28 protein-coding genes and 1 pseudogene are annotated in these 18,227 nt (G+C 42.3%); 17 read left to right on the top strand and 12 right to left on the bottom strand.

The genetic code is table 11. From position 1 onward, the window contains the following. Positions 1–82: 82 nt before the first annotated feature. Genes NRIC_RS14570 through NRIC_RS14560 form a run of 3 tightly spaced genes read right to left on the bottom strand, consistent with a single transcriptional unit; the run spans position 83 to position 1,540 of the window. Positions 83–463 (bottom strand): PH domain-containing protein, encoded by a 381-nt coding sequence (locus NRIC_RS14570; RefSeq protein ID WP_146623440.1) that lies wholly within the window; start codon positions 461–463, stop codon positions 83–85. A gap of 17 nt (positions 464–480) precedes the next feature. Further along, the gene (locus tag NRIC_RS14565) at positions 481–1,170 is read right to left on the bottom strand and encodes an ImmA/IrrE family metallo-endopeptidase (protein ID WP_146623439.1); all 690 of its coding nucleotides are present in this window, start codon (positions 1,168–1,170) and stop codon (positions 481–483) included. 4 nt (positions 1,171–1,174) lie between these two features. Continuing rightward, positions 1,175–1,540 (bottom strand): helix-turn-helix domain-containing protein, encoded by a 366-nt coding sequence (locus NRIC_RS14560; protein ID WP_146623438.1) that lies wholly within the window; start codon positions 1,538–1,540, stop codon positions 1,175–1,177. 193 nt (positions 1,541–1,733) lie between these two features. Between NRIC_RS14560 and NRIC_RS14555 the strand changes: the two genes are divergently transcribed. From NRIC_RS14555 to NRIC_RS19740, 4 genes are all read left to right on the top strand, one after another. Next, positions 1,734–2,102 (top strand): transcriptional regulator, encoded by a 369-nt coding sequence (locus tag NRIC_RS14555; protein WP_146623437.1) that lies wholly within the window; start codon positions 1,734–1,736, stop codon positions 2,100–2,102. A 74-nt stretch (positions 2,103–2,176) separates the two neighbouring features. Then, positions 2,177–2,566 carry a phage holin family protein gene (locus NRIC_RS14550; RefSeq protein ID WP_146623436.1) on the top strand — a complete coding sequence of 130 codons (390 nt, stop codon included), beginning with the start codon at positions 2,177–2,179 and terminating at the stop codon, positions 2,564–2,566. A gap of 94 nt (positions 2,567–2,660) precedes the next feature. Beyond that, on the top strand, positions 2,661–2,870 hold the full coding sequence (locus NRIC_RS19745) for a peptidoglycan amidohydrolase family protein (RefSeq protein ID WP_146623435.1): 210 nt from the start codon (positions 2,661–2,663) through the stop codon (positions 2,868–2,870). Between the two features lie 25 nt (positions 2,871–2,895). Further along, the gene (locus tag NRIC_RS19740; protein ID WP_175580115.1) at positions 2,896–3,060 is read left to right on the top strand and encodes a peptidoglycan amidohydrolase family protein; all 165 of its coding nucleotides are present in this window, start codon (positions 2,896–2,898) and stop codon (positions 3,058–3,060) included. A gap of 304 nt (positions 3,061–3,364) precedes the next feature. Here NRIC_RS19740 and NRIC_RS14530 read toward each other — a convergent pair whose 3' ends face one another. The 4 genes from NRIC_RS14530 to NRIC_RS14515 all read right to left on the bottom strand — a co-directional run bounded on the left by NRIC_RS14530 (position 3,365) and on the right by NRIC_RS14515 (position 5,169). Continuing rightward, positions 3,365–3,652, bottom strand: coding sequence for a putative quinol monooxygenase (locus NRIC_RS14530; RefSeq protein ID WP_146623432.1), 288 nt, complete (start codon positions 3,650–3,652; stop codon positions 3,365–3,367). Between the two features lie 11 nt (positions 3,653–3,663). Beyond that, the gene (locus NRIC_RS14525; RefSeq protein ID WP_146623441.1) at positions 3,664–4,023 is read right to left on the bottom strand and encodes a VOC family protein; all 360 of its coding nucleotides are present in this window, start codon (positions 4,021–4,023) and stop codon (positions 3,664–3,666) included. Between the two features lie 40 nt (positions 4,024–4,063). After that, the gene (locus tag NRIC_RS14520; protein WP_146623431.1) at positions 4,064–4,507 is read right to left on the bottom strand and encodes a hypothetical protein; all 444 of its coding nucleotides are present in this window, start codon (positions 4,505–4,507) and stop codon (positions 4,064–4,066) included. A gap of 245 nt (positions 4,508–4,752) precedes the next feature. Further along, positions 4,753–5,169, bottom strand: a complete 417-nt coding sequence (locus NRIC_RS14515; protein ID WP_146623430.1) for a GFA family protein — start codon at positions 5,167–5,169, stop codon at positions 4,753–4,755. Positions 5,170–5,616: 447 nt separating this feature from the next. On the opposite strand from NRIC_RS14515, the gene NRIC_RS14510 reads away from it, so the two are divergent. After that, a complete protein-coding gene (locus NRIC_RS14510; RefSeq protein WP_146623429.1) occupies positions 5,617–6,372 on the top strand; it encodes a MerR family transcriptional regulator in 756 nt (251 codons plus the stop codon). Between the two features lie 49 nt (positions 6,373–6,421). Continuing rightward, entirely contained in the window at positions 6,422–6,763 is a 342-nt protein-coding gene (locus NRIC_RS14505; protein ID WP_146623428.1) for an iron chaperone, read from the top strand. Between the two features lie 30 nt (positions 6,764–6,793). Here the strand turns inward: NRIC_RS14505 and NRIC_RS14500 are convergent, their stop codons facing one another. After that, positions 6,794–7,495 (bottom strand): hypothetical protein, encoded by a 702-nt coding sequence (locus NRIC_RS14500; RefSeq protein WP_146623427.1) that lies wholly within the window; start codon positions 7,493–7,495, stop codon positions 6,794–6,796. A gap of 156 nt (positions 7,496–7,651) precedes the next feature. Between NRIC_RS14500 and NRIC_RS14495 the strand changes: the two genes are divergently transcribed. Beyond that, positions 7,652–7,951, top strand: a complete 300-nt coding sequence (locus NRIC_RS14495) for a hypothetical protein (protein ID WP_146623426.1) — start codon at positions 7,652–7,654, stop codon at positions 7,949–7,951. 473 nt (positions 7,952–8,424) lie between these two features. Continuing rightward, positions 8,425–8,874 carry a DUF2188 domain-containing protein gene (locus tag NRIC_RS14490; RefSeq protein WP_146623425.1) on the top strand — a complete coding sequence of 150 codons (450 nt, stop codon included), beginning with the start codon at positions 8,425–8,427 and terminating at the stop codon, positions 8,872–8,874. Positions 8,875–8,961: 87 nt separating this feature from the next. Here the strand turns inward: NRIC_RS14490 and NRIC_RS14485 are convergent, their stop codons facing one another. The 3 genes from NRIC_RS14485 to NRIC_RS14475 all read right to left on the bottom strand — a co-directional run bounded on the left by NRIC_RS14485 (position 8,962) and on the right by NRIC_RS14475 (position 10,092). Continuing rightward, on the bottom strand, positions 8,962–9,240 hold the full coding sequence (locus NRIC_RS14485) for a hypothetical protein (RefSeq protein WP_146623424.1): 279 nt from the start codon (positions 9,238–9,240) through the stop codon (positions 8,962–8,964). Further along, positions 9,191–9,475 (bottom strand): DUF5960 family protein, encoded by a 285-nt coding sequence (locus NRIC_RS19595; protein WP_227873816.1) that lies wholly within the window; start codon positions 9,473–9,475, stop codon positions 9,191–9,193. Before NRIC_RS19595 ends, NRIC_RS14485 begins: the two co-directional genes overlap by 50 nt. 380 nt (positions 9,476–9,855) lie before the next feature. Next, on the bottom strand, positions 9,856–10,092 hold the full coding sequence (locus NRIC_RS14475; protein WP_146623422.1) for a hypothetical protein: 237 nt from the start codon (positions 10,090–10,092) through the stop codon (positions 9,856–9,858). 135 nt (positions 10,093–10,227) lie between these two features. Here NRIC_RS14475 and NRIC_RS14470 point away from each other — a divergent pair, with 135 nt between their 5' ends. Together NRIC_RS14470 and NRIC_RS14465 are read left to right on the top strand one after the other, a co-directional pair. Next, entirely contained in the window at positions 10,228–10,662 is a 435-nt protein-coding gene (locus NRIC_RS14470) for a universal stress protein (RefSeq protein WP_146623421.1), read from the top strand. Between the two features lie 20 nt (positions 10,663–10,682). Continuing rightward, entirely contained in the window at positions 10,683–11,105 is a 423-nt protein-coding gene (locus NRIC_RS14465; protein WP_146623420.1) for a universal stress protein, read from the top strand. A gap of 125 nt (positions 11,106–11,230) precedes the next feature. On the opposite strand, the gene NRIC_RS14460 is transcribed toward NRIC_RS14465, so the two are convergent. Continuing rightward, positions 11,231–11,545: a DUF960 family protein gene (locus NRIC_RS14460; RefSeq protein ID WP_146623419.1), complete on the bottom strand. Its 315-nt coding sequence runs from the start codon at positions 11,543–11,545 to the stop codon at positions 11,231–11,233. 146 nt (positions 11,546–11,691) lie between these two features. On the opposite strand from NRIC_RS14460, the gene NRIC_RS14455 reads away from it, so the two are divergent. From NRIC_RS14455 to NRIC_RS14425, 7 genes and pseudogenes are all read left to right on the top strand, one after another. After that, positions 11,692–12,606: a diacylglycerol/lipid kinase family protein gene (locus NRIC_RS14455; protein WP_146623418.1), complete on the top strand. Its 915-nt coding sequence runs from the start codon at positions 11,692–11,694 to the stop codon at positions 12,604–12,606. Further along, positions 12,599–13,000: a pyridoxamine 5'-phosphate oxidase family protein gene (locus tag NRIC_RS14450; RefSeq protein WP_146623417.1), complete on the top strand. Its 402-nt coding sequence runs from the start codon at positions 12,599–12,601 to the stop codon at positions 12,998–13,000. Before NRIC_RS14455 ends, NRIC_RS14450 begins: the two co-directional genes overlap by 8 nt. A gap of 199 nt (positions 13,001–13,199) precedes the next feature. Further along, complete coding sequence (locus NRIC_RS14445; protein ID WP_146623416.1) at positions 13,200–14,708, top strand: metal ABC transporter solute-binding protein, Zn/Mn family; 1,509 nt, start codon at positions 13,200–13,202, stop codon at positions 14,706–14,708. Positions 14,709–14,768: 60 nt separating this feature from the next. Beyond that, positions 14,769–15,758 (top strand): LacI family DNA-binding transcriptional regulator, encoded by a 990-nt coding sequence (locus tag NRIC_RS14440; RefSeq protein WP_146623415.1) that lies wholly within the window; start codon positions 14,769–14,771, stop codon positions 15,756–15,758. Between the two features lie 182 nt (positions 15,759–15,940). Further along, positions 15,941–16,675, top strand: a complete 735-nt coding sequence (locus NRIC_RS14435; protein ID WP_146623414.1) for a sugar phosphate isomerase/epimerase family protein — start codon at positions 15,941–15,943, stop codon at positions 16,673–16,675. 2 nt (positions 16,676–16,677) lie between these two features. Next, a complete protein-coding gene (locus NRIC_RS14430) occupies positions 16,678–16,923 on the top strand; it encodes a hypothetical protein (protein ID WP_146623413.1) in 246 nt (81 codons plus the stop codon). A gap of 12 nt (positions 16,924–16,935) precedes the next feature. Next, a pseudogene (locus NRIC_RS14425) lies at positions 16,936–18,208 on the top strand (gluconate:proton symporter). Positions 18,209–18,227: the final 19 nt, after the last annotated feature.

Genomic DNA, 18,227 nt, shown 5'->3' with positions numbered 1-18,227 from the left:
ACCCCTATCTAGGATTTAATTATTTCCTTGTCCTAGATAGGGGTAGCATAGCACATTACTGTCATAGCCTCTTTACTCGCTTCTAGTTCAAGACAGCCATGGCTAAGGCCTTTTGAACTTGCGTGATGTTGCGGTCTTTTCTGAATTGCAGTGTTTCTGCAGGCTCGATTGCACTGGACACCCAGATTTTCAGCTCAGCATCCAAATCGAAATGACCCGAGGTTTCTACACTGAATCTAGAGATGCTTTTGTAAGGATAGCTCTTGTATTCTACTTTTTTACCGGTTACGCCTTGTTTGTCTACAATGATTAAGCGGTAGTCGGTAAAGACGATCAGATCGCGCACTAGCTTGAAAGCAAGATCTACGTTCTCCTGTGGCATCAGCACATCTGCTAGTTTATCACTCACTTTTTCGGATTTCGCTTCGGTAGCATTTCCCATTAACCCATCAAATAGTCCCATTATTTTTCCTTCTTTCTTTAAGTGTTTAGGCACAAAGCCTCGTAAAACGGATTGATTTCAGCAATTTTCTGCTCCAGATTGATACCTAGATCCTGCATTAGTTGTCGTCCGGTGTGACCGAACTGGTGCAGAATTTTGAAGCTTGTGGATTGGGCTGCTTCATAGGAAGCATTGAATTCTGCCTGCATCGTTTGAATCAGCCGTAGTTTTAAAGCCACTTCGGAAATCCCAAATTTTTTGGAGATATCGGCGGGTTTTTCTCCTTGCTTCAATACGTGGATAAAAACGGGATCTGGCAATAAAATTGCAGCGGCTCCGACATTTGCCTGTAATTCTACGAGAGAAGCCGGATCATAGGTTGCGAGCGTGTGTGTCGTATCATAAAAATACGGTGTTTTTTGGTTAAAGTGGTACAAGTAATGGATCAATTCGTGGGAAATCGTGAAATTGATCCGATGGTGATTCATGGTGCTGTTGTAAGTGATCGTCGTTTCCATTTCATCACTGACGATCATACCAGAGATCGCCTGGCGTGCTTTTCCTTCAAAAGGAAAGCCGCGAATTTTTACCTTTTCTCCCATAATACAGTTCCAAATCTCTTTGTGATCGTAATTTTCGACATTCATCTCCAGACCAAGCATTGTAGCAGAAAGGTATTCATTAATTTTAATAGAAAAACGGTGGTATTCTTCTCGTTCGCTTGCCATTTACTCAGTCCTTTTCGCGACGTTCTCGTTCGATTTCTTGTAACCGCCAATTTAAAAAGCGTTCCATTTCTTTTTCAATGTCGGCAGCATCTTCCTCAGAAAGAGCGGCTGTGTCTGAACGAAGTAGAATCTGCTGGGCGATCGAGCGATTGGTTGTGTTAGCCTCGTAAGTCGACAGCGGAGAGCGTCCCAACAAATAATCAACAGAAACGTCAAAAAAATCGGCAACTTTTTCAATTTTGTCGATCCCCGGAGTGTTTTTACGCCAACGATTGATGACACCATTGCCAAAACCGAGAGTCTCTTCCAACAGACGAATGGAAATTTTTTTTTCTGCAGCCAATGTTTTAATTTTTTCGTAGATTTCCATTTGGAACAACCTTTCCGATAGTTGTATACAAATATTCTATCATTTTAGTTGAATTTGTAGAATTTTTGTATATAATTGAATTAGATCCTTCACTGATTCCCAAATTTCAGTGAAGAGCCAAGCATCTTTACAAGGTTATTGTAGAATATTTGTCTATATATGTAAAGAAAAATTGAATTAGGAGTGATCGACATTGGAAAAATGGAAGCGCAATTACTTAAAAGGAATTTTAGCTGACTATCCTCACATGGAGGAATACATCAAGGAATATGAGGCCAAACTGCTTTATTCACGAGCAAAAAATGATGGAACGGAAGAGATTTTACTAACGATCTCCGACGACCGTCGATTGCGCAGTTTGGAAAAAAACTATTTGACCATCAAGGAGTGCTTGGAGCACAGTACGCCGGAGGTCAGAAAAATCATCCAACTCCTTTACCTGTCGCCGCGTACCAAGACAGACCTAAATTTGACCGCAGATCGTGTGTTTCTCAGTACCAGACAGGTCACCCGATTACGCAATCAATTTTTTGAAGAGCTGGCTGAAAAATTAGGGATTTGATGTCTTTTTTTTGGCTCCAAAAAGAACTTATGTTCGTATAGAATTAAGGTAGTTAGTCGAAAGGAGCTGCACAAATGGATAAACTATTCACGATCGAAACCTTGACCTTCAGTGTTCTTGGTGGGATCCTCTTGCAGTTGTTAGGTGGAATGGACACGATTTTACATGGTCTGATTTTTTTAACGGTATTTGACTATTTTACTGGATTGGCGAAAGCCTGGAAAAGGAAAGAAATCAACAGCCGGATCGGATCGCACGGGTTGATCAAAAAGGCGATGATCTACCTGGTGATCGCTCTTTCAGTAGAAACTGAAAAGGTATTAGGCAATATGGTACCGCTTAGAGAGACTATTATCATGTTCTATCTGGCAAATGAAGGGATCTCCTTGTTAGAAAATATTTCGGAGTTTATTCCACTCCCCGACCATTTTCGCGAAGTTTTTCAGCAAATGCGAAAAAAATGAGCCTGTCTGTTTTATTTACAGCTTCACCAAATTATGCGAATGTCTGGAGACGATATCTGCTTCATCTAAAAAGATGGGAGGGAGTTTGTGACAGATGCAGAAAAAAATGATTGGCTGGTTTGAAGCAAGATCTGGCGAAGTGACTTACTCATTGGTCCAGTGTTTAGGGCTAGCTAGTTATGATCGCAGTTCGGCAGTTTATCTTGCGTTGATCTCTGCTGGCTTCTTATCAAAGGAAACCACGATTAGTAATACAGATAGCTTGTATCGACTAGAGAAACGATTGCTCGAATCGCTGTCGTGAAGTTCAGTGAGATGCTGTGATTTGTTTGTATCAAGAATCAAAAAAAGGCGCCAGCAGTGGTGCGAATGATCACACAGGTGTTTTTGTCAACAAACGTCAGGTCATCCACTGCACGTATCTGCTGAATGACATCGGCATCACCAATGCGGAGGGCTGGACGAGCGATCCGCCAACCTACTTTTCCGCATGAAAATAAGGAAAGCAAGCAACACCGCCAGAGGCAGAAAAGAAGAAGACAGCTGTTGGAAAAGACGAACTCTCCATACGGAAGGGTTTGATGCCTATTTTGTTTCAGGCAATCGAAGAATGTACATTCCAAATGAAAAAGTTTTAGAGGATTGTCGGGAGCGGATAAAAAAATACAATGGTATCAAAGAGGAACACTGCTGTGACAATGACCATTTTGGTCTGCTGATGATCGAGGCCGGTACAGAACTGGTCAAATTCGTTTATCAGATAAATAAAAAAGCTAGCCGGTCTGCTAGCTTTTTCAATTACGCTGGATACGCCACTTTTTGAACTACTTTCTCCCCGATGATATACTGATCGATCTCATTTAAGAAGTTGATTAGGTGATCGGTTTGATTGTGTTTGTCGACAGCGGCTTGATCACGCCAGTTTTCGATGATCATAAATCGGTTTTTGGTGTCTAAGCTTTCTAAACAATCGTAGAACAGTGCGCCTTCGTCTTGACGAGATTTATTCACCAGATTCTCGACAAAGACTAAAAAATCCTCCCGTTTTTCAGGGGCAACAGTTAATAAAACATTGATAATGATCATGAATATCCTCCTTAATGATTCTTTTGATGACAGACGGCTTCAACATTGTATCCGTCTGGGTCAATGACAAAAGCAGCGTAATAGTTTTCATGGTAATGCGGCCTCAGACCGGGAGCTCCATTGTCCGTTCCGCCTGCAGCGATCGCTGCTTGGTAAAAGGCATCGACGGCGGCATGGTCATCTGCGCGAAAGGCAAAATGGGTCTTGGCTGGCTGACTTTTTACGATCCAAAGGTCACCTGCGGAGCTGCTGAAGCAAACGCCGTGTTCCATCTCGATTTTTACGCTGTATCCTAAAGGAGCCAGCACTTGTTGATAAAAGGCTTTGCTTTTTACTAAATCAGTTACACCAATGCTTAAATGATCGATCATTTTCATTCCTGCTTTCTTGATATAGTTTGACATTTAACGGCTATTCTTGAGAGGCATCGGTCGTTTCATAGGGCACTAGAACGATTTCTTTGGCTTCCTCACTATTTTCTGGCGTCAGGACTAGATAGTCGGCTTTTTTGGTGACGACATAGTGATCATTTAATTCCAGCACTTCGTTTTGCAGATGAATGACATTGTCAGTCATCTCATACTGAACGGCAAAGAACTGCGACCCAGTTTCTGGAAGAGTCTCTTGACCGCGTTCTTCTGAAGGAGGCGCAACTTGTTCTATCGAAGGAGACTCAGGAGACAGTGTCATGATCGTGTCATCAAAGGAGGCGATAAATCGCTTGTCGCTGCTTTTGTCCTGCTGGGCCAATACCCAATGATTGGCTTTTAAGTCTTGTGCGGAAATGCTTGAGGAGCAGGCAGTTAGAAAGAAAAGCAAGATCAGCAACAGTACACAGCGAAACCCCTTACACATTTAAAAGAACCTCCTTTATTTTATGTTTAAATTCTATCAAAAAAAGCGAGGTTTTTTTAAAAAATTATAATGACAAACATGTCAATTTTATTACAAAAAAATGAGGAAATTTATTGTTTCCAAGTACGTAGTATACAGATGCTACTAGTTTGTTTTGCAAGTTCAATGGATTTGAGCGTGAGCGACAGGAAGTGAATCTCCTGTTTTTGCAAATAATTTATTAAAAACAAGATATTGGTAAATCATTATTTTTCTTCTTTGAACAACTGAGTTAAAAATTCTTCCTCGGTCAATTTGACGGTCTGTCCTTCTAACGAATAAAATTCAGGTTTGCAGTTATAAAAAATTTCGTTGGTCAAGATACCTTCCAGCTGTTCAAATAACCCGATCGGAAAATAATATTCCTTGTCGTTTAAACTGCAGTAGAATAAGCTGGATCCACAGGTTTTGCAAAATCCGCGTTCGGCCCATTCCGAAGAAGCATACCGTTGGATCGATGTCTGTCCAGAAAGTTGAAATTGGTCCGAAGTCAAACCAGATGTAGACAAAAAAGGGCTTCCAAAAAATCTCTGACACATGTGACAATGACAAACAGTGATATCATAAGAGACATCAGGAATTGATAATGTAACTTCGCCGCATAGACAGTGGCCTTGCTTCATGATTGATCCCCCTTTGATAAATAGTGAGAACGGACAAGATAAGTCAACGAACAGATGGCTTCAGCAGTGTTCGTTCTTTTAGTTTACAAACTCTGTGGACATCTTTCAAGTGCGTAATGATTCGTTGAGGGGGAATTACGAATGTCTGATTTCCATAGATTTTTTGAATGAAATTTCGTATTCTTAAAGCAAAAGGTGACAAAAGTGGTTGTGATTTGACAACAGCTAAAAGCCTAATTTGATCGATTATCTGGCAGATGCAGGAATTTTAGCCAACTTTTATAAGGTCCGCGTGAATGAGTCAAAACCTAAAAAATCGATTAAATAATAAGAGCAGACCTCTGATGGAGCTGTTTCTTTTTTTCGGAAATGTAAGAAAAGTGGACAGATTGACTTGACCTTTACGCTACGTAAAAGAGTATGATAAGGATATCAGGAGGTGCCGGGATGTACACGATAAAACAATTGGCAGAGCTATCGGGTGTCACAACGCGTACGCTCAGGTATTACGACCAAATCGGGTTGTTGGAACCGTCGACATTTAGTGCGGTGGGGTACCGTCTGTATCGGCAACCAGAAGTTGAGCGGCTGCAGCAGATTCTTTTGTATCGTTCGATGGATCTGCCGTTAAAAGAAATCAAACAAATTTTGGATCAGCCTGATTTTGATCTAGAACAGACCTTGCTGGAGCAATATCAGAGGTTGGTAAGCAAACGCCAAACGATCGACGACCTATTAGTGACGATCCAACAAACCTTGGCTCACCATAAAGGAGAAATCACAATGAGCAATCAAGAAAAATTTGAAGCCTTCAAACGACAGGCGATGGCCGAGAATGAGCAGCAATACGGCAAAGTGCTGCGAGAAACATACGATCTTCAGACGATCGATGCGTCTAATCAGAAATGGGCGTCTCTCACGGAGATGGAGTATCAGACGATGCAGGAGGCTGAAGAAGAGTTATTGGAAAGTCTGCGAGTATACCTAGCTCAGCCTGAACTTTTGAGTAAGGAGGCTCAAGCAGTTTTCCAAGCACATCAAGCTTGGTTAAAGTATAGTTTAGAAACGTTGACACCTGAAATGCATCGAGGACTAGGCGAAATGTACGTTGCGGATGAGCGCTTTACCAGCTATTATGATGAACGAGCAGGAGTCGGAGCGGCCAAGGCGTTGCGCGCAATTATTTTTCACTATGCAGAATAGTCGAAGAAAGAACACTTTCTTGCTATAGTAAATGCAAGAGGTGAGGGGAATGAGAGGAGAACCAGTCAAAGATGTTGATGTGTACATTGCTCAAGCGGTTCCTTTTGCACAACCTATTTTGCGCGAGCTGCGCAGACTGATAAAAGAGGCCAAACCGCAGGCTGAAGAGACCATCAAATGGAGTTTGCCGTTTTATTTGTTTGAAGATAAAAAGGCTAGTATTGCCGCTTATAAGGCGCATGTGAGCTTTAGTGTTTCTGAAAATCTACCCGAACAATTGCGTCAAAAAGCAGAGCGATCAGGGTATGAAACCGGCCAAAAACGAATCAACATCGGGTTTAATCAGCCAGTGCCTGTGAACTTGCTGCAGGAGATTTTGTTTACGATTTGAAAAAGTCAGGGAATCGGATTTTCCGATCCCTTATTTTTTTGCTCTTGTCCGAAGTCGCCACAACGAACAAGCAAGTTCTTCTTTACAAGGATGCTGATTTTCCATTAGTGCTTCTAAAAAAGGTTCACTTTGAGGGAAAGCAGAAAAACAAATGATCAATTTCCATTGAATCAACGCATGGTCTTCATACTGCTGCCAGAGTACTTTTAAGCGAGCGTAAGCTACGTCGTTCGCCAAAGCAGGGTTCGTGAAAACCAGTGCGCCAATTGCATCGATCAGCTCGCTAAGGCAGGCGTTTTCACATGTATTCAAAGACTCTAGCAGTACAGGCAGAATGGCTGGATCCATAGTACCTAGCGTGCGAGCAATTAGATCTCTAGGTAAAGGGTATGACTTTTTTTGGACAGGCTTTTTGGTTGGTTTCCGATGTTGATTGGTGCCGACATGTCCTAATTCATTGACTAAAAGACGTGCTGTCTCGATCGATCCTGAAGCAAGCTTCTGGCAAATTTCCAGTCGTGTATAGAGTGCTTTTTCTCTCTTTAATCTTTGCAGCAACTCGTAGGTGGTTGTTGGCGATAACGGCAGAAGTCGGGTAGCCACGCTTCGTTCACTTGGATCAGAGGAAGAAAGCAACTGTAAAAGCTCGGCCTTAGTATCAGTGACGTGAACAGCAACATCGTTGTCATTGATGAAGCCGCGGGCTTTTAATTGTTGAACTGAACTTTTCAAAACAAGATTCGCCTCCTTGTACAAAGTGTAACATATTCAGCCGCTCATATTTAAGAAACTCAAATAGCTTGTTATAAAAATTTGTGCTTTTTTTCACAAAATTATTGATTCGAGATTTTATCTATGCTAAAGTAGTGAAAAGGAAAGGTGATGGACATGAGGAAAATAGTAGCAAACCCAATAGAATTACGAGATGCGATTCGTTGTGAAAAGTCGGAGATTGCTTTGACATCAAGCTTTGCTCAGGTGATGCGTCCTTTTGCGGAACTGCATCAAAATGAATGGATTTACCAAGCGCCTAAAACGATTGATGAGGTCTCTTCACAGATCGAAGTACCTTTATCTATGACATTGGCAATGGATGAAAAAACATTGAATACCTTGTTTAACAGATATGAAGTGGCCTTAAATGTGGACGATGAACAAGGAATTGAATTAGCTTACGTATGGGCCTAATTTTTTTTGCTGTTTTTGTGAATTAATTATCAAAGATAAGTTTTCTGAGTTGTGATCGCAAAAACCCAAAAAGTTGTTTGCAGGAAAAAACGGTTTATTTATTAGAAATGATTAGAATTTATTCTTAAAAAATAGAGAAAAAAGATTAAAAATCTGTTAGAATAGGTGCTGTAAGGAAGATACTCTCACTCTTTCTTACCGAGCTTATCATGATAAGCTAATCTTTCCCCTAAAGCACTCTAGCCCCTAGAGTGCTTTTTCAGTTGAATAAAGATTCAAAAACAGCGAGTAATTTTACAAAATTTTTTACATTCGGTATTTTTACCAAATCCCCTCTGAGCCGTTACAGGTAACGATTAGCAAAAAGAAATGACGGCTTTTGCATGCTTCGTTTGGATACAAAATCGACAGATAGGCCGATTTTTTTCTTTTTTTACGCAAACTAGCTACAATAAAGGCAAGGGGGAGATCAAATGCCTTGGAATATGAACGACTATCCAAATTCAATGAAAAACTTAGACAGTGTCACACGTAAAAAGGCGATCGACATTGGCAACGCCTTATTGACCGATGGGTACCCAGATGAACGGGCGATCCCAATCGCTATCAGTCAGGCAGAGAAATGGGCGGAGGAATCCTCACCAGAGGAACGTAGATCCGAAAAATATGGCAAAGCACCACGAAAATCGGATACCCACGAGAAAAATCCCAATGCCAAGAAATTGATGGACGCGGCCGTATCCGTCACCTATCAAGACAATCAATGGATCATTATTTCTGCGGGAGCCAAACGAGCGAGTGACCGATTTGACAAAAAGACCGAAGCCATCGAGCGTGGACAGGAAATTGCTAAAAATAAGGGCAGTAAACTTAAAATCTTTAAGCGAGATGGAACTTTGCAAGAGACCCGCAACTATGAGTAACGATCTCGTTCAGGCAGATGGACGAATAAAAACCTTCATGGACAGTTTTGATTAACTGTCCATGAAGGTTTTTTGCGGTCGAAATAGCTAGTTGTAAAGCTTATTGCTGTATTGCTGGTTTAATTGATCAAACTCCATCATGATTTTGGTTTTGCCTAAAACGGCATATTTCTGCACGATGAACTGTTGACGTGTATTGGTGTATCCAGCAACCGCCAGCTGTGCACCGACCTCAGCCTCAGCTAGAAAGCTCAAACTGTGTTTAGCAATCAGACAATGGCGGTCATTCAGTCGAAAATAGACCAAGGGCTGTTCACTAAGTTTGACTAATTTGATTTGCTGAATGGTTCCTTTGAGTGTTTCCATCACTGTCACCTCTTGTGTGGATTCCGGTAAAAACCAACTCGTCATTGACCCGCTTGAATTGAAAATAAATGTCTTTGTTCCTTCCAGTTCGCTTAGCGGATACTTTAAAATAATCGCGACCTTCGTCATCCATTTTTTGTACGATCTCTGACAAAAACAAAGGCAGGGCTGCAGGCTCTTGAACAAGGGAAAAATAAGTTTTGTAAAAAAACTCGAACGTATCAGAACTAATCATAGACATAGTCATCACCTCAAGTCTATTATGCGAACATTCGTTCTGTTTTGTAAAGCGAACACTTCTTTAAATTAAAAAAAAAGAAACTTTTCAGCTTCGCGACGCTTCATTCGATGGAATTTTACGTATTTTCAGGTGAAGTGAGGCGATCGCTTTTTAGTATCCAGCGAAGCAAGCGATTTTTTAACGTTCCATCGGATTCTGGCAGTATATTCCTGATGGCATAAGATTGATTTCGGATCAACAGACGATCAAAAAAACGCTTACGTATTTGTAGGCGTTCGTGATTCTAGGTAGTCGGCAGATTTTGCGAGGGCTTTGCATTTTTATGTAGGCGGTATCCGTTTGGTAATCAAATGTGCGAACACAGATCGCTTCGTTTACTGTGTTTTTTCGAATAAACAGTTGATCCAATATTCCTTGTTGATTTTTTCGACATAAATATCGACCTCGTGAGGGCAGGCTTGGCAATCAGGCACATTTTTGGTGATGCCTCGGACGACGTAAAAGCGCTGCGGAGAATCGATCTCAATGGTTTCTGAAACGACGGGAATCGTTGACAGCTCAGTCACGAAAGTATTTCGATTGATAATGTCATGAATACAGATTTTATACATGATCCTGCTCCTTTGTTCCATGGTGTATAGTTTGATTATAGCATAATGAGAATCTGAAAAAGCATTAAAAGGCTACTTTTTAAAAGAAAGAAAATCTAGCGAATATGTTATAATATAGAAAAAGGAGGGGTTCCAATGAGGGCAGATTATCAATCGATTTTAGTGGCAATCGACGGCTCAAAGCAATCTGAAAAGGCATTTGAGGAAGCGATAGCAATTGCTGTGATCAATCGTGCCGACCTGACGATTGCTTGGATTATCAACGAAGCGGATCTCAGCAACAGTGCGTTTTCTTATTCTAAGATTTTGAATGAGGAAAAGGAACTAGTGGAAAAAGAAATGTTGAAAAAAATTCATGACGCACAGCAGGCAGGTATCGAACAGGTAGAATCAGTGATCGAGTTAGGCAGTCCAAAAGAGTATTTGACAAAAGTGATCCCTGAAAACAAAAAAATTGATCTGATCATCATGGGGCCAACTGGGAAAGGAACCATTCAGCGGGCTTCTGTCGGTTCGACCACTTCTTATGTAGTGAATAATGCAGATTGCAGTGTGCTGGTGGTTCGATAAGTAGAGAGGAGGCCGCAGCAATGAGCGCCTACCAACATCTTTTAGTTCCAATCGACGGCTCAGTCAATGCTGAGCGCGCTTTCGAGCAGGCGTTGGCGATCGCCAAAAGAAACCGTGGGAAGATCGATCTACTGGCAGTGATCGATACTCGCAGTTTTCAGGGTATCGCGAATTTAGATGCTGTGGAGGGGCTGCAAAAATCTTTGGAGCAGACGAGTGCGATGCTGGAGAAATTGGAAAGCAGACAGCAGAAGATCTCAGTAACCTCTCAAGTATTGTCAGGAAACCCTAAACAAGAGATCGTCAAATTTGCCGAAAAGACAGCTTGTGAGTTGATCGTGATGGGGGCGACAGGCTTAAATGCGTTTGAGCAGCGTTTCGTCGGATCGACGACGGCCTATGTTGTAGACAAAGGCCCTTGTACCGTGATGATCGTAAAATAGCCATGTCTAAAGTCCACAAGTTTAGTTTGTGGACTTTTTCATGATTTAGGGAGCTAGTACTATCACAAATAAAATGGTTGATTCTGTATGATAAAATATTCGCAAAAAAAACTGAGTCGTTAAACTCAGTTTTTTTCAGTCAATGTCATGACGAGATCCGAGCCTGTATCATAGACATAGATCCTACTCGGAAAGTCGACCTTTTCGTAATCGGCTATATAAGGTGCAGTCACGCTGTCAGAAAAGTAGGGGTCCATTTGAGAATGAACGACACTCAGCGTCTTGTTTGGATTTTTAAAAAAATTGAACCGTTGCGGGGAGGTCAATGGCAATCCTTTGTGATGGCGCATGAACACCATATGCCACAATTCGTTTTGCATCTGCTCTGGGAGTTCTTGTGTTTCGATCTCGCTATGACGTGGTTTACTTGCTTCAAACATCCGTGTCAGTCCTTTCTATCCTTATCTTAACAGTTTTTTTGAAAAATAAAACGACAATTTGGTTACAATTATTTTGAAAATTGAAGACTGTCAAAAATGTCTTTTTTTGCCTTGCGTGGTAAGCTGTAAGAGAGGAGGGATAAAAAATGACGTACGCGATTTTTTTTAATCCCAATGCCGGTGATGGAGAGGCAGAAAAGACAGCTCAAAAATTAAAAGCAAAACTAACCGACAACGGGATTTCAGCAGAATTCTTGACGGCACCTGATGAGAAACAGGCTCTGGAGAAAATCAAAAAGGGGATCGATCAATATGATTCTCTGATCGCTATTGGTGGAGATGGCACTTTGAACATAGCGGCGACGGCTTTTGTTCAAAAGGGAAAAACGATTCCTTTTGGAGTAATACCAGGCGGAACGGTCAACAATTTTGCCAAGCGGTATCAAATTCCGCAGGACGAAGAAGAGGCAATGAATGTGATTATCGCCGGAAATACCACAAAAGTAGGCATAGGAGCCTGCAAAGAGCGATCGAAGGCGATTGTCAGCTCCTTCGCTTTTGGAACATTTGCGGATATCTCCAATGAGGTTCGTCAAAATGAGAAACAAAAATTTGGCCGGATCGTTTATGTGTTCAAAGCCATCAAGCAGCTGGGAAAAAATCGATCCTACAAGGTACATGTAAAAACGGAGGATTTTGAGGAAACCATCAAAGTCTGGTTTGCATTAATCACAACAACGAAATCCATCGGCGGTTTCAATTATGCCCAATCGAGTCCTCGCGCTTTTCACATGAGCATTTTGCACAATATTCGATTGTACAAGCTGTTTGGACTCTTGTATTTTGTTTTTACTGGCAAACTGAGAAGCTCGGATAGTTTGACTTATTTGGAACCTGTTCATATTCAACTTGAACCACGAGAGGATGCGAAGGTCGTCGTGCGAATCGATGGTGACAAAGGACCCGAATTGCCGATCGATCTGGAATGGCTGGACGATTTTATCCCTCTGTATGTGGATGAAGCGAAAGAAAAAGCTGCAAGGAGGGAAAAGAATGGATAAAGAAATTGAAAAATTATTAGACTCAGCGGAAACCTTTGTCGCTACTACAATCGATGGAAGAGGCTTTCCTCATCCGATCGCGCTTTCCAGGCCTTTGGAACGCAACGGCTTTCACTACCTGAAGTTCTATATCAATGGAGAAGGCAGAACAGCGAACAACATACGGGAGAATCGAATGGGAAGTCTGTTTTGCTTCGACTTAGATACCCATGAGAGTTTGGCGTTGAAAGGCTATTTTTTGCTTGAGGAGCTGGAGGAATATCAAAAATTGGCAGGCCAATTGAATGCGTATCAAAAAGAGCTGAATCATCAGGAACCAGTGATCGCTCAGTTTCAAACCTTAACAGTCAAGCACTATAAAAATCTAAAAACAGAATTCATTGAACCAAACTAAGCATGACAGGCATCCCTCAGACGGTTGCCTGTTTTTTGTTGAAAATAACACTTGATCCTCTATAAACGAAGATTTCGTCGAAAAACGCAAATCGCTAAAAACCCGTTGACAAAACAAAAGCAGCTATGCTAAATTAGTTTTCGTGCACCAAAACGTAAGCATTACGTTTTGTTAAAATAAAGCGTAAAGGAGCGCAAAAATGAAAAAGATGTTAACTTGGGTAGGATTGTTGCTGATCGCTGGTGTCTTGTCGGCTTGTGGAACGGAAAAAGCGGCAGAGAAAAATGAGGAGCTGACCGTTGTCGCAAGCTTCTATCCGATGTATGATTTCACGAAAAACATTGTTGGGGAAGAAGGTACGGTGGAGCTTTTAGTCCCGGCAGGTACCGATTCACATGATTTTGAGCCTTCCGCTAGAGACATCAATAAGATCCAAGAGGCGGATGCCTTTGTATACAACGATGAAAATATGGAGATGTGGGTTTCTGACGTGGCTGATTCATTGAAACAAGAAAATGTGACGATGATTAAGGCGACGAAGGATCTATTGCTGCTTCCAGCAAGCGACGAACACGAGCATGACCATGGAGAGGAAGGCCATCACCACGAGCTAGATCCGCATGTCTGGCTGGCACCTAGTTTGGCTATGAAAGAAGTAGAAGCGATCCGTGATCAATTAAGTGAGGTTTATCCTGAGCATGCCGCAATATTTTCTAAAAATGCACAGTCTTATTTGGAAAAGCTGGCGGCATTGGATCAACAATACACAGAGGCTTTGTCGCAGGCGAAACAAAAAAGCTTTGTGACGCAGCATGCAGCATTTAGCTACTTGGCCTTGGAATATGGCTTGAATCAGGTACCGATTTCAGGAGTCAGTGCGGAGGAAGAACCGTCCCCTGCGCGGCTAGCGGAACTCAAGCATTTTGTAGAAACGAATGGCATTGAGTATATCTATTTTGAACAGAACGCCAAAAGCACAGTTGCTGACACGTTGGCTGACGAAGCAAACATTAAAACAGCTATCTTAAATCCGTTGGAAGGCCTGACAGAAAAGCAAATGAAGGCTGGAGAAGACTATCTGTCGATCATGGAGAATAACTTGAAAGAATTGCGCAAAACGACGGATACAGAGAATCCTAATGAAAAAAATTTAACTCCAGAAAAGGAGAAAAGCGTCTATAATGGCTATTTTAAGGACGAAGAGGTCCAGAAACGTCCTTTGAGTGATTGGGCCGGACAGTGGCAATCAGTCTATCCCTATCTGCAGGATGGAACCTTTGATCAAGTGATGAGCTACAAAGCGAAAAAGGACCCTTCAAAAACGGTGGAGGAATACAAACAGTATTATGAAACCGGCTATCAAACTGACGTGCAGGAAATCGAGATCAAGGGCAGCACGATCACTTTTGTCTTCGAAGACGGCACGGAAAAATCCGCGGAATATCAAGCAACAGGGTATGAAATTCTAAAATATTCGGCGGGTAATCGAGGCGTACGCTTCCTATTTGAGGCCAAAGAAGATACTGGCGCTTTCAAGTATATTCAATTCAGCGATCACGGTATCCACCCAGCAAAATCAGGCCATTTCCATCTTTATTATGGGAATCACAGTCAAGCGGAGCTATTAAAGGAAATGGGTCACTGGCCGACTTATTATCCTAAAAAACTATCCGGCAAAACGATTGCTCAAGAAATGCTGGCTCACTAACCTTCACAAAAGCACTTCTATCCGCTAGAATAAAAGAAATAACAGTGAAGAGGGAATTCGATGCAAAAAAAAGTGACGATCAATCAAGTGGCCGAACAAGCGGGAGTATCAAAAACTACGATTTCGCGCTTTTTAAATGGTCGCTATGGCAATATGTCACAGGAGACCAAAGAAAAAATCGCTAAGGTGATCAAGGAATTGAATTATCGTCCTAGTCGCCAGGCCCAAGCGTTAAAATCCAAACGAAGCTATTTGATCGGTGTAGTGGTCGCTGACATTTCGAATATGTATTCTTCCTTGCTATTAAAGGGAATCGGAGAAATTTTGGGCAAGCAGGGGTACCAGATGATCATCATGGATGCAGCCAACTCGATAGAGCAGGAACGCGAACTGCTGGAAAAATTGCTGGATCAAGGTGTGGAAGGGATCATTTTACAGCCTTCCTCACGTGGTGCGGAACATTATGACTTTTTGAGAGAGCATCAAATCCCACTTTTGCTGGTGGACCGCCAAACTGAACCGGTGCAATGGCCGGCGGTGATCACAGACAATGTTTCCTCAGTCAAACGAATCATGGAAGAGGTCTTGGCGAAAAAATACAAGCGGGTCATCGTGCTCAGCGAACCGATCGAAGACGTCACAACACGGGAAATCCGTTATCAAACGGTTGCTGAACACGGAAAAGCTGCCGGTGTGGCGGTAACATTACACGAGACCACTTTAGACGAACATTTTAAAGTACAAATCATGGCCTTTTTATCAAGTAAAGAAAAAACGATCTTTTTTGCTTCAAACGGTCGTGTGCTGATGGCACTTTTAACGGCGTTGATCGAAGAAAAAATTGCTATCCCAGAACGGGTCGGCGTTACTGGATTTGACGATTGGCGAATGACAGCATTAATAGGGCCGGGAATCACTAGTATTGAACAACCTTCACGAACTATTGGGCGAGTGGCTGCGGATAAAATTCTAAACGCGCTGCAAATGGGTGGGAATCCGGTGGAAGAAACCATCGTGCCTTCTGATTTGCAATGGCGCCATTCGATTTGACCTGTTATTTATTAAGAAAACATTAAGAAAAGAAAAGCGATTACGGAACTCGATTTCCAAACTCGCTTTTCTTTTTGTTGTATAAGACCTGTTGTCGAAATGGAAGCGTTTGACTTTTTTCGGAAACCGGTTTACTATGCATATATGGAAACCGGTAAACCAAATGACAAGGGAGTGCATTTTTGATGAAGAAACAACTCGTTTTGAATTTTTTAGTTTTCGCAGAGAAAGTCGAACAAGGGATTTTGCAAGCGGATTTATTGAAGGAAGCTAGTGAATTAGGCTTCAGCAAAGTGGAGATCCGTAGAGAATACTTCCAAGATATAGCAAAGGAGATTCCTGAAATTAAAAAGGTGGCTAAAGAGCTGCAGTTGGAATTGTTTTACAGTGTGCCCGATGAAGTCTTTGTTGTTGGAAAACTAAATCCTCGATTACTTACTTATTTAGACGAAGCTGAGGACATGGGGGTTCAACATATCAAATGGAACATCGGCGATTTCAACGGTGAGCTGCCTGTTGCGGAGCTGCATCAATTGACCGCCCGCGGGATTGAGATCAATATCGAAAACGATCAAACAAACGTTTCCGGTACAATAGTTGCAATTAAAACGTTTATGGAAGCAATCCGTCGAAAGCAGATTGACATTGGCTATGTGTATGATCTGGGCAATTGGCGTTTTGTTGGCGAAGATGAATTGAACGCTGCCGAAGCATTAAAAGAATATGTCCATTACATTCACGTGAAAGATGTGGCATACGCAAAGAATCAGCCTCAGGTAGCTGAGTTGGATCAAGGAGTAATCAACTGGCGAAAAGTGCTGGCTATTTTACCGCAGGATGTTCCAGTGGCGATCGAATACCCCACGTCATCAGCCACAGAGATTCTGGCCGCTAAAAAGCGTTTGGAGGAGGAGTAGTCATGGAAGAATCGCAAACAAAAATCGACCCGGAGAGCTTTGCTTATCATTTTATGGATACTATTAAAAGACCAAAGACCAGCACAGATAACATGGAAGCAGCGGCCAAAGAAGCCCTAGCCGCGTATCTGACCGCCTACTATTTGGCCCAGCGCTTTAATCATCTGGAAACGGACTTTTTCGTTGACGATCACACAAAACCGGTCTCAACCTATCAAAAAATCTTAAGTCAGTTGAACCAATATTAAGGAGGAACGATCGTGAGCAGTGCAATTATCGGAGGTTTATTAGCGATCACATTTATTCTCTTCGTGGCTTATGCCATGAAGGGAGGCAATTTGACGGTTGGATTTTTTGTGATGGCTGTCCTATGGACGATCATCGGCCGGGTTCCTTTCCAACAGGCGATTCAGGAGATTTTTACGGAGCCGGTGTTGAATTATGGCAAAACAGCCGCCTACATTATTTTTGGATCTTGGTTTGGCCGTGTGCTGGTGGATACAGGAATCGCCGGCAGCATCAGCCGACGCACAGAAAAGGTTGGTAAAAAACAACCTGTGTTGGCGACCCTGTTGATCGCGATTGTCATCGCCCTGATCTTTACTAGTTCCTATGGGGTCGGCTCGGCTATTGCTGTTGGAGTCATTCTTTTTCCAATCATGTTTTCCATTGGTGTACCGAAAACTATCGCCGTATCTGTGTTTACCATGTCGATTGGTGCTGCGATGTATGTCAATAATGTGTTGTTCGTCCAATTTCAAGTCTTTTTTCCAAAGGTCGAATGGGGAGCACATTATCAACGTTTCGGATTTGTTGCCATGCTAGTTCAAATGGGAATCGTTTTTCTATTCATTTTGTTCAACGCCAAAAAAATCCGCAACGGCAGGCCAGAGATCGTGGAAAGTGATTCTGACGTCGCGGTGACTGAAGTGCCGATTTGGACCTATGTTCTGCCGGTTTTGCCGGTGGCTTTAAGTATTTTTGCGAAATGGGATGCCGTCCCTGCGTTGCTGCTGTCCACGATCATTGCTTTTGCTGCCACCGGTAATATGAAAAGTTATACCCGCTTTGTAACTTTAATGAATGAAACCGCGAAGCACGCCATCAGCGATATCGCTGGTTTATTGATCATGCTGTTTGTTTTGACCATGTTTCAATCGGCAGCAGTACAAGCGATGTCCGGCTTCACAGGGATCTTCCAACAGATCATTCCGGAAAACAAACTGATTCTCATTGGGATCATTGCAGTGATCGCTCCGTTGTCTTATTTCCGGGGACCTTTGATGCTGTAATGGCGCTGGAGCTGCGACAGCCGCGATTTTGGTTGGTACCGGCATGTTTGACCAATATTTCTTGTACGGGTTGCTGGTGGTGCCCTCCATGATGGGTGTATCCGCTTGTATCACGCAATCATGGAATCTATGGTCTGTGCAATATGCCAAACTGGAAACGAAGACCTTCTTGTTAACAGGTCTGCCATGGGCATGGATCGCGACTGTGTTTAACTTAATTGCAGCATATATATTATTATAGAAGAAAAGAGGAATGACAA

The organism is Enterococcus florum (assembly GCF_004309355.1).
GTDB classification, from domain to species: domain Bacteria; phylum Bacillota; class Bacilli; order Lactobacillales; family Enterococcaceae; genus Enterococcus_A; species Enterococcus_A florum.
Note: the sequence above shows the minus strand (reverse complement) of the source record. Positions and strands in the feature narration are given on the sequence as shown.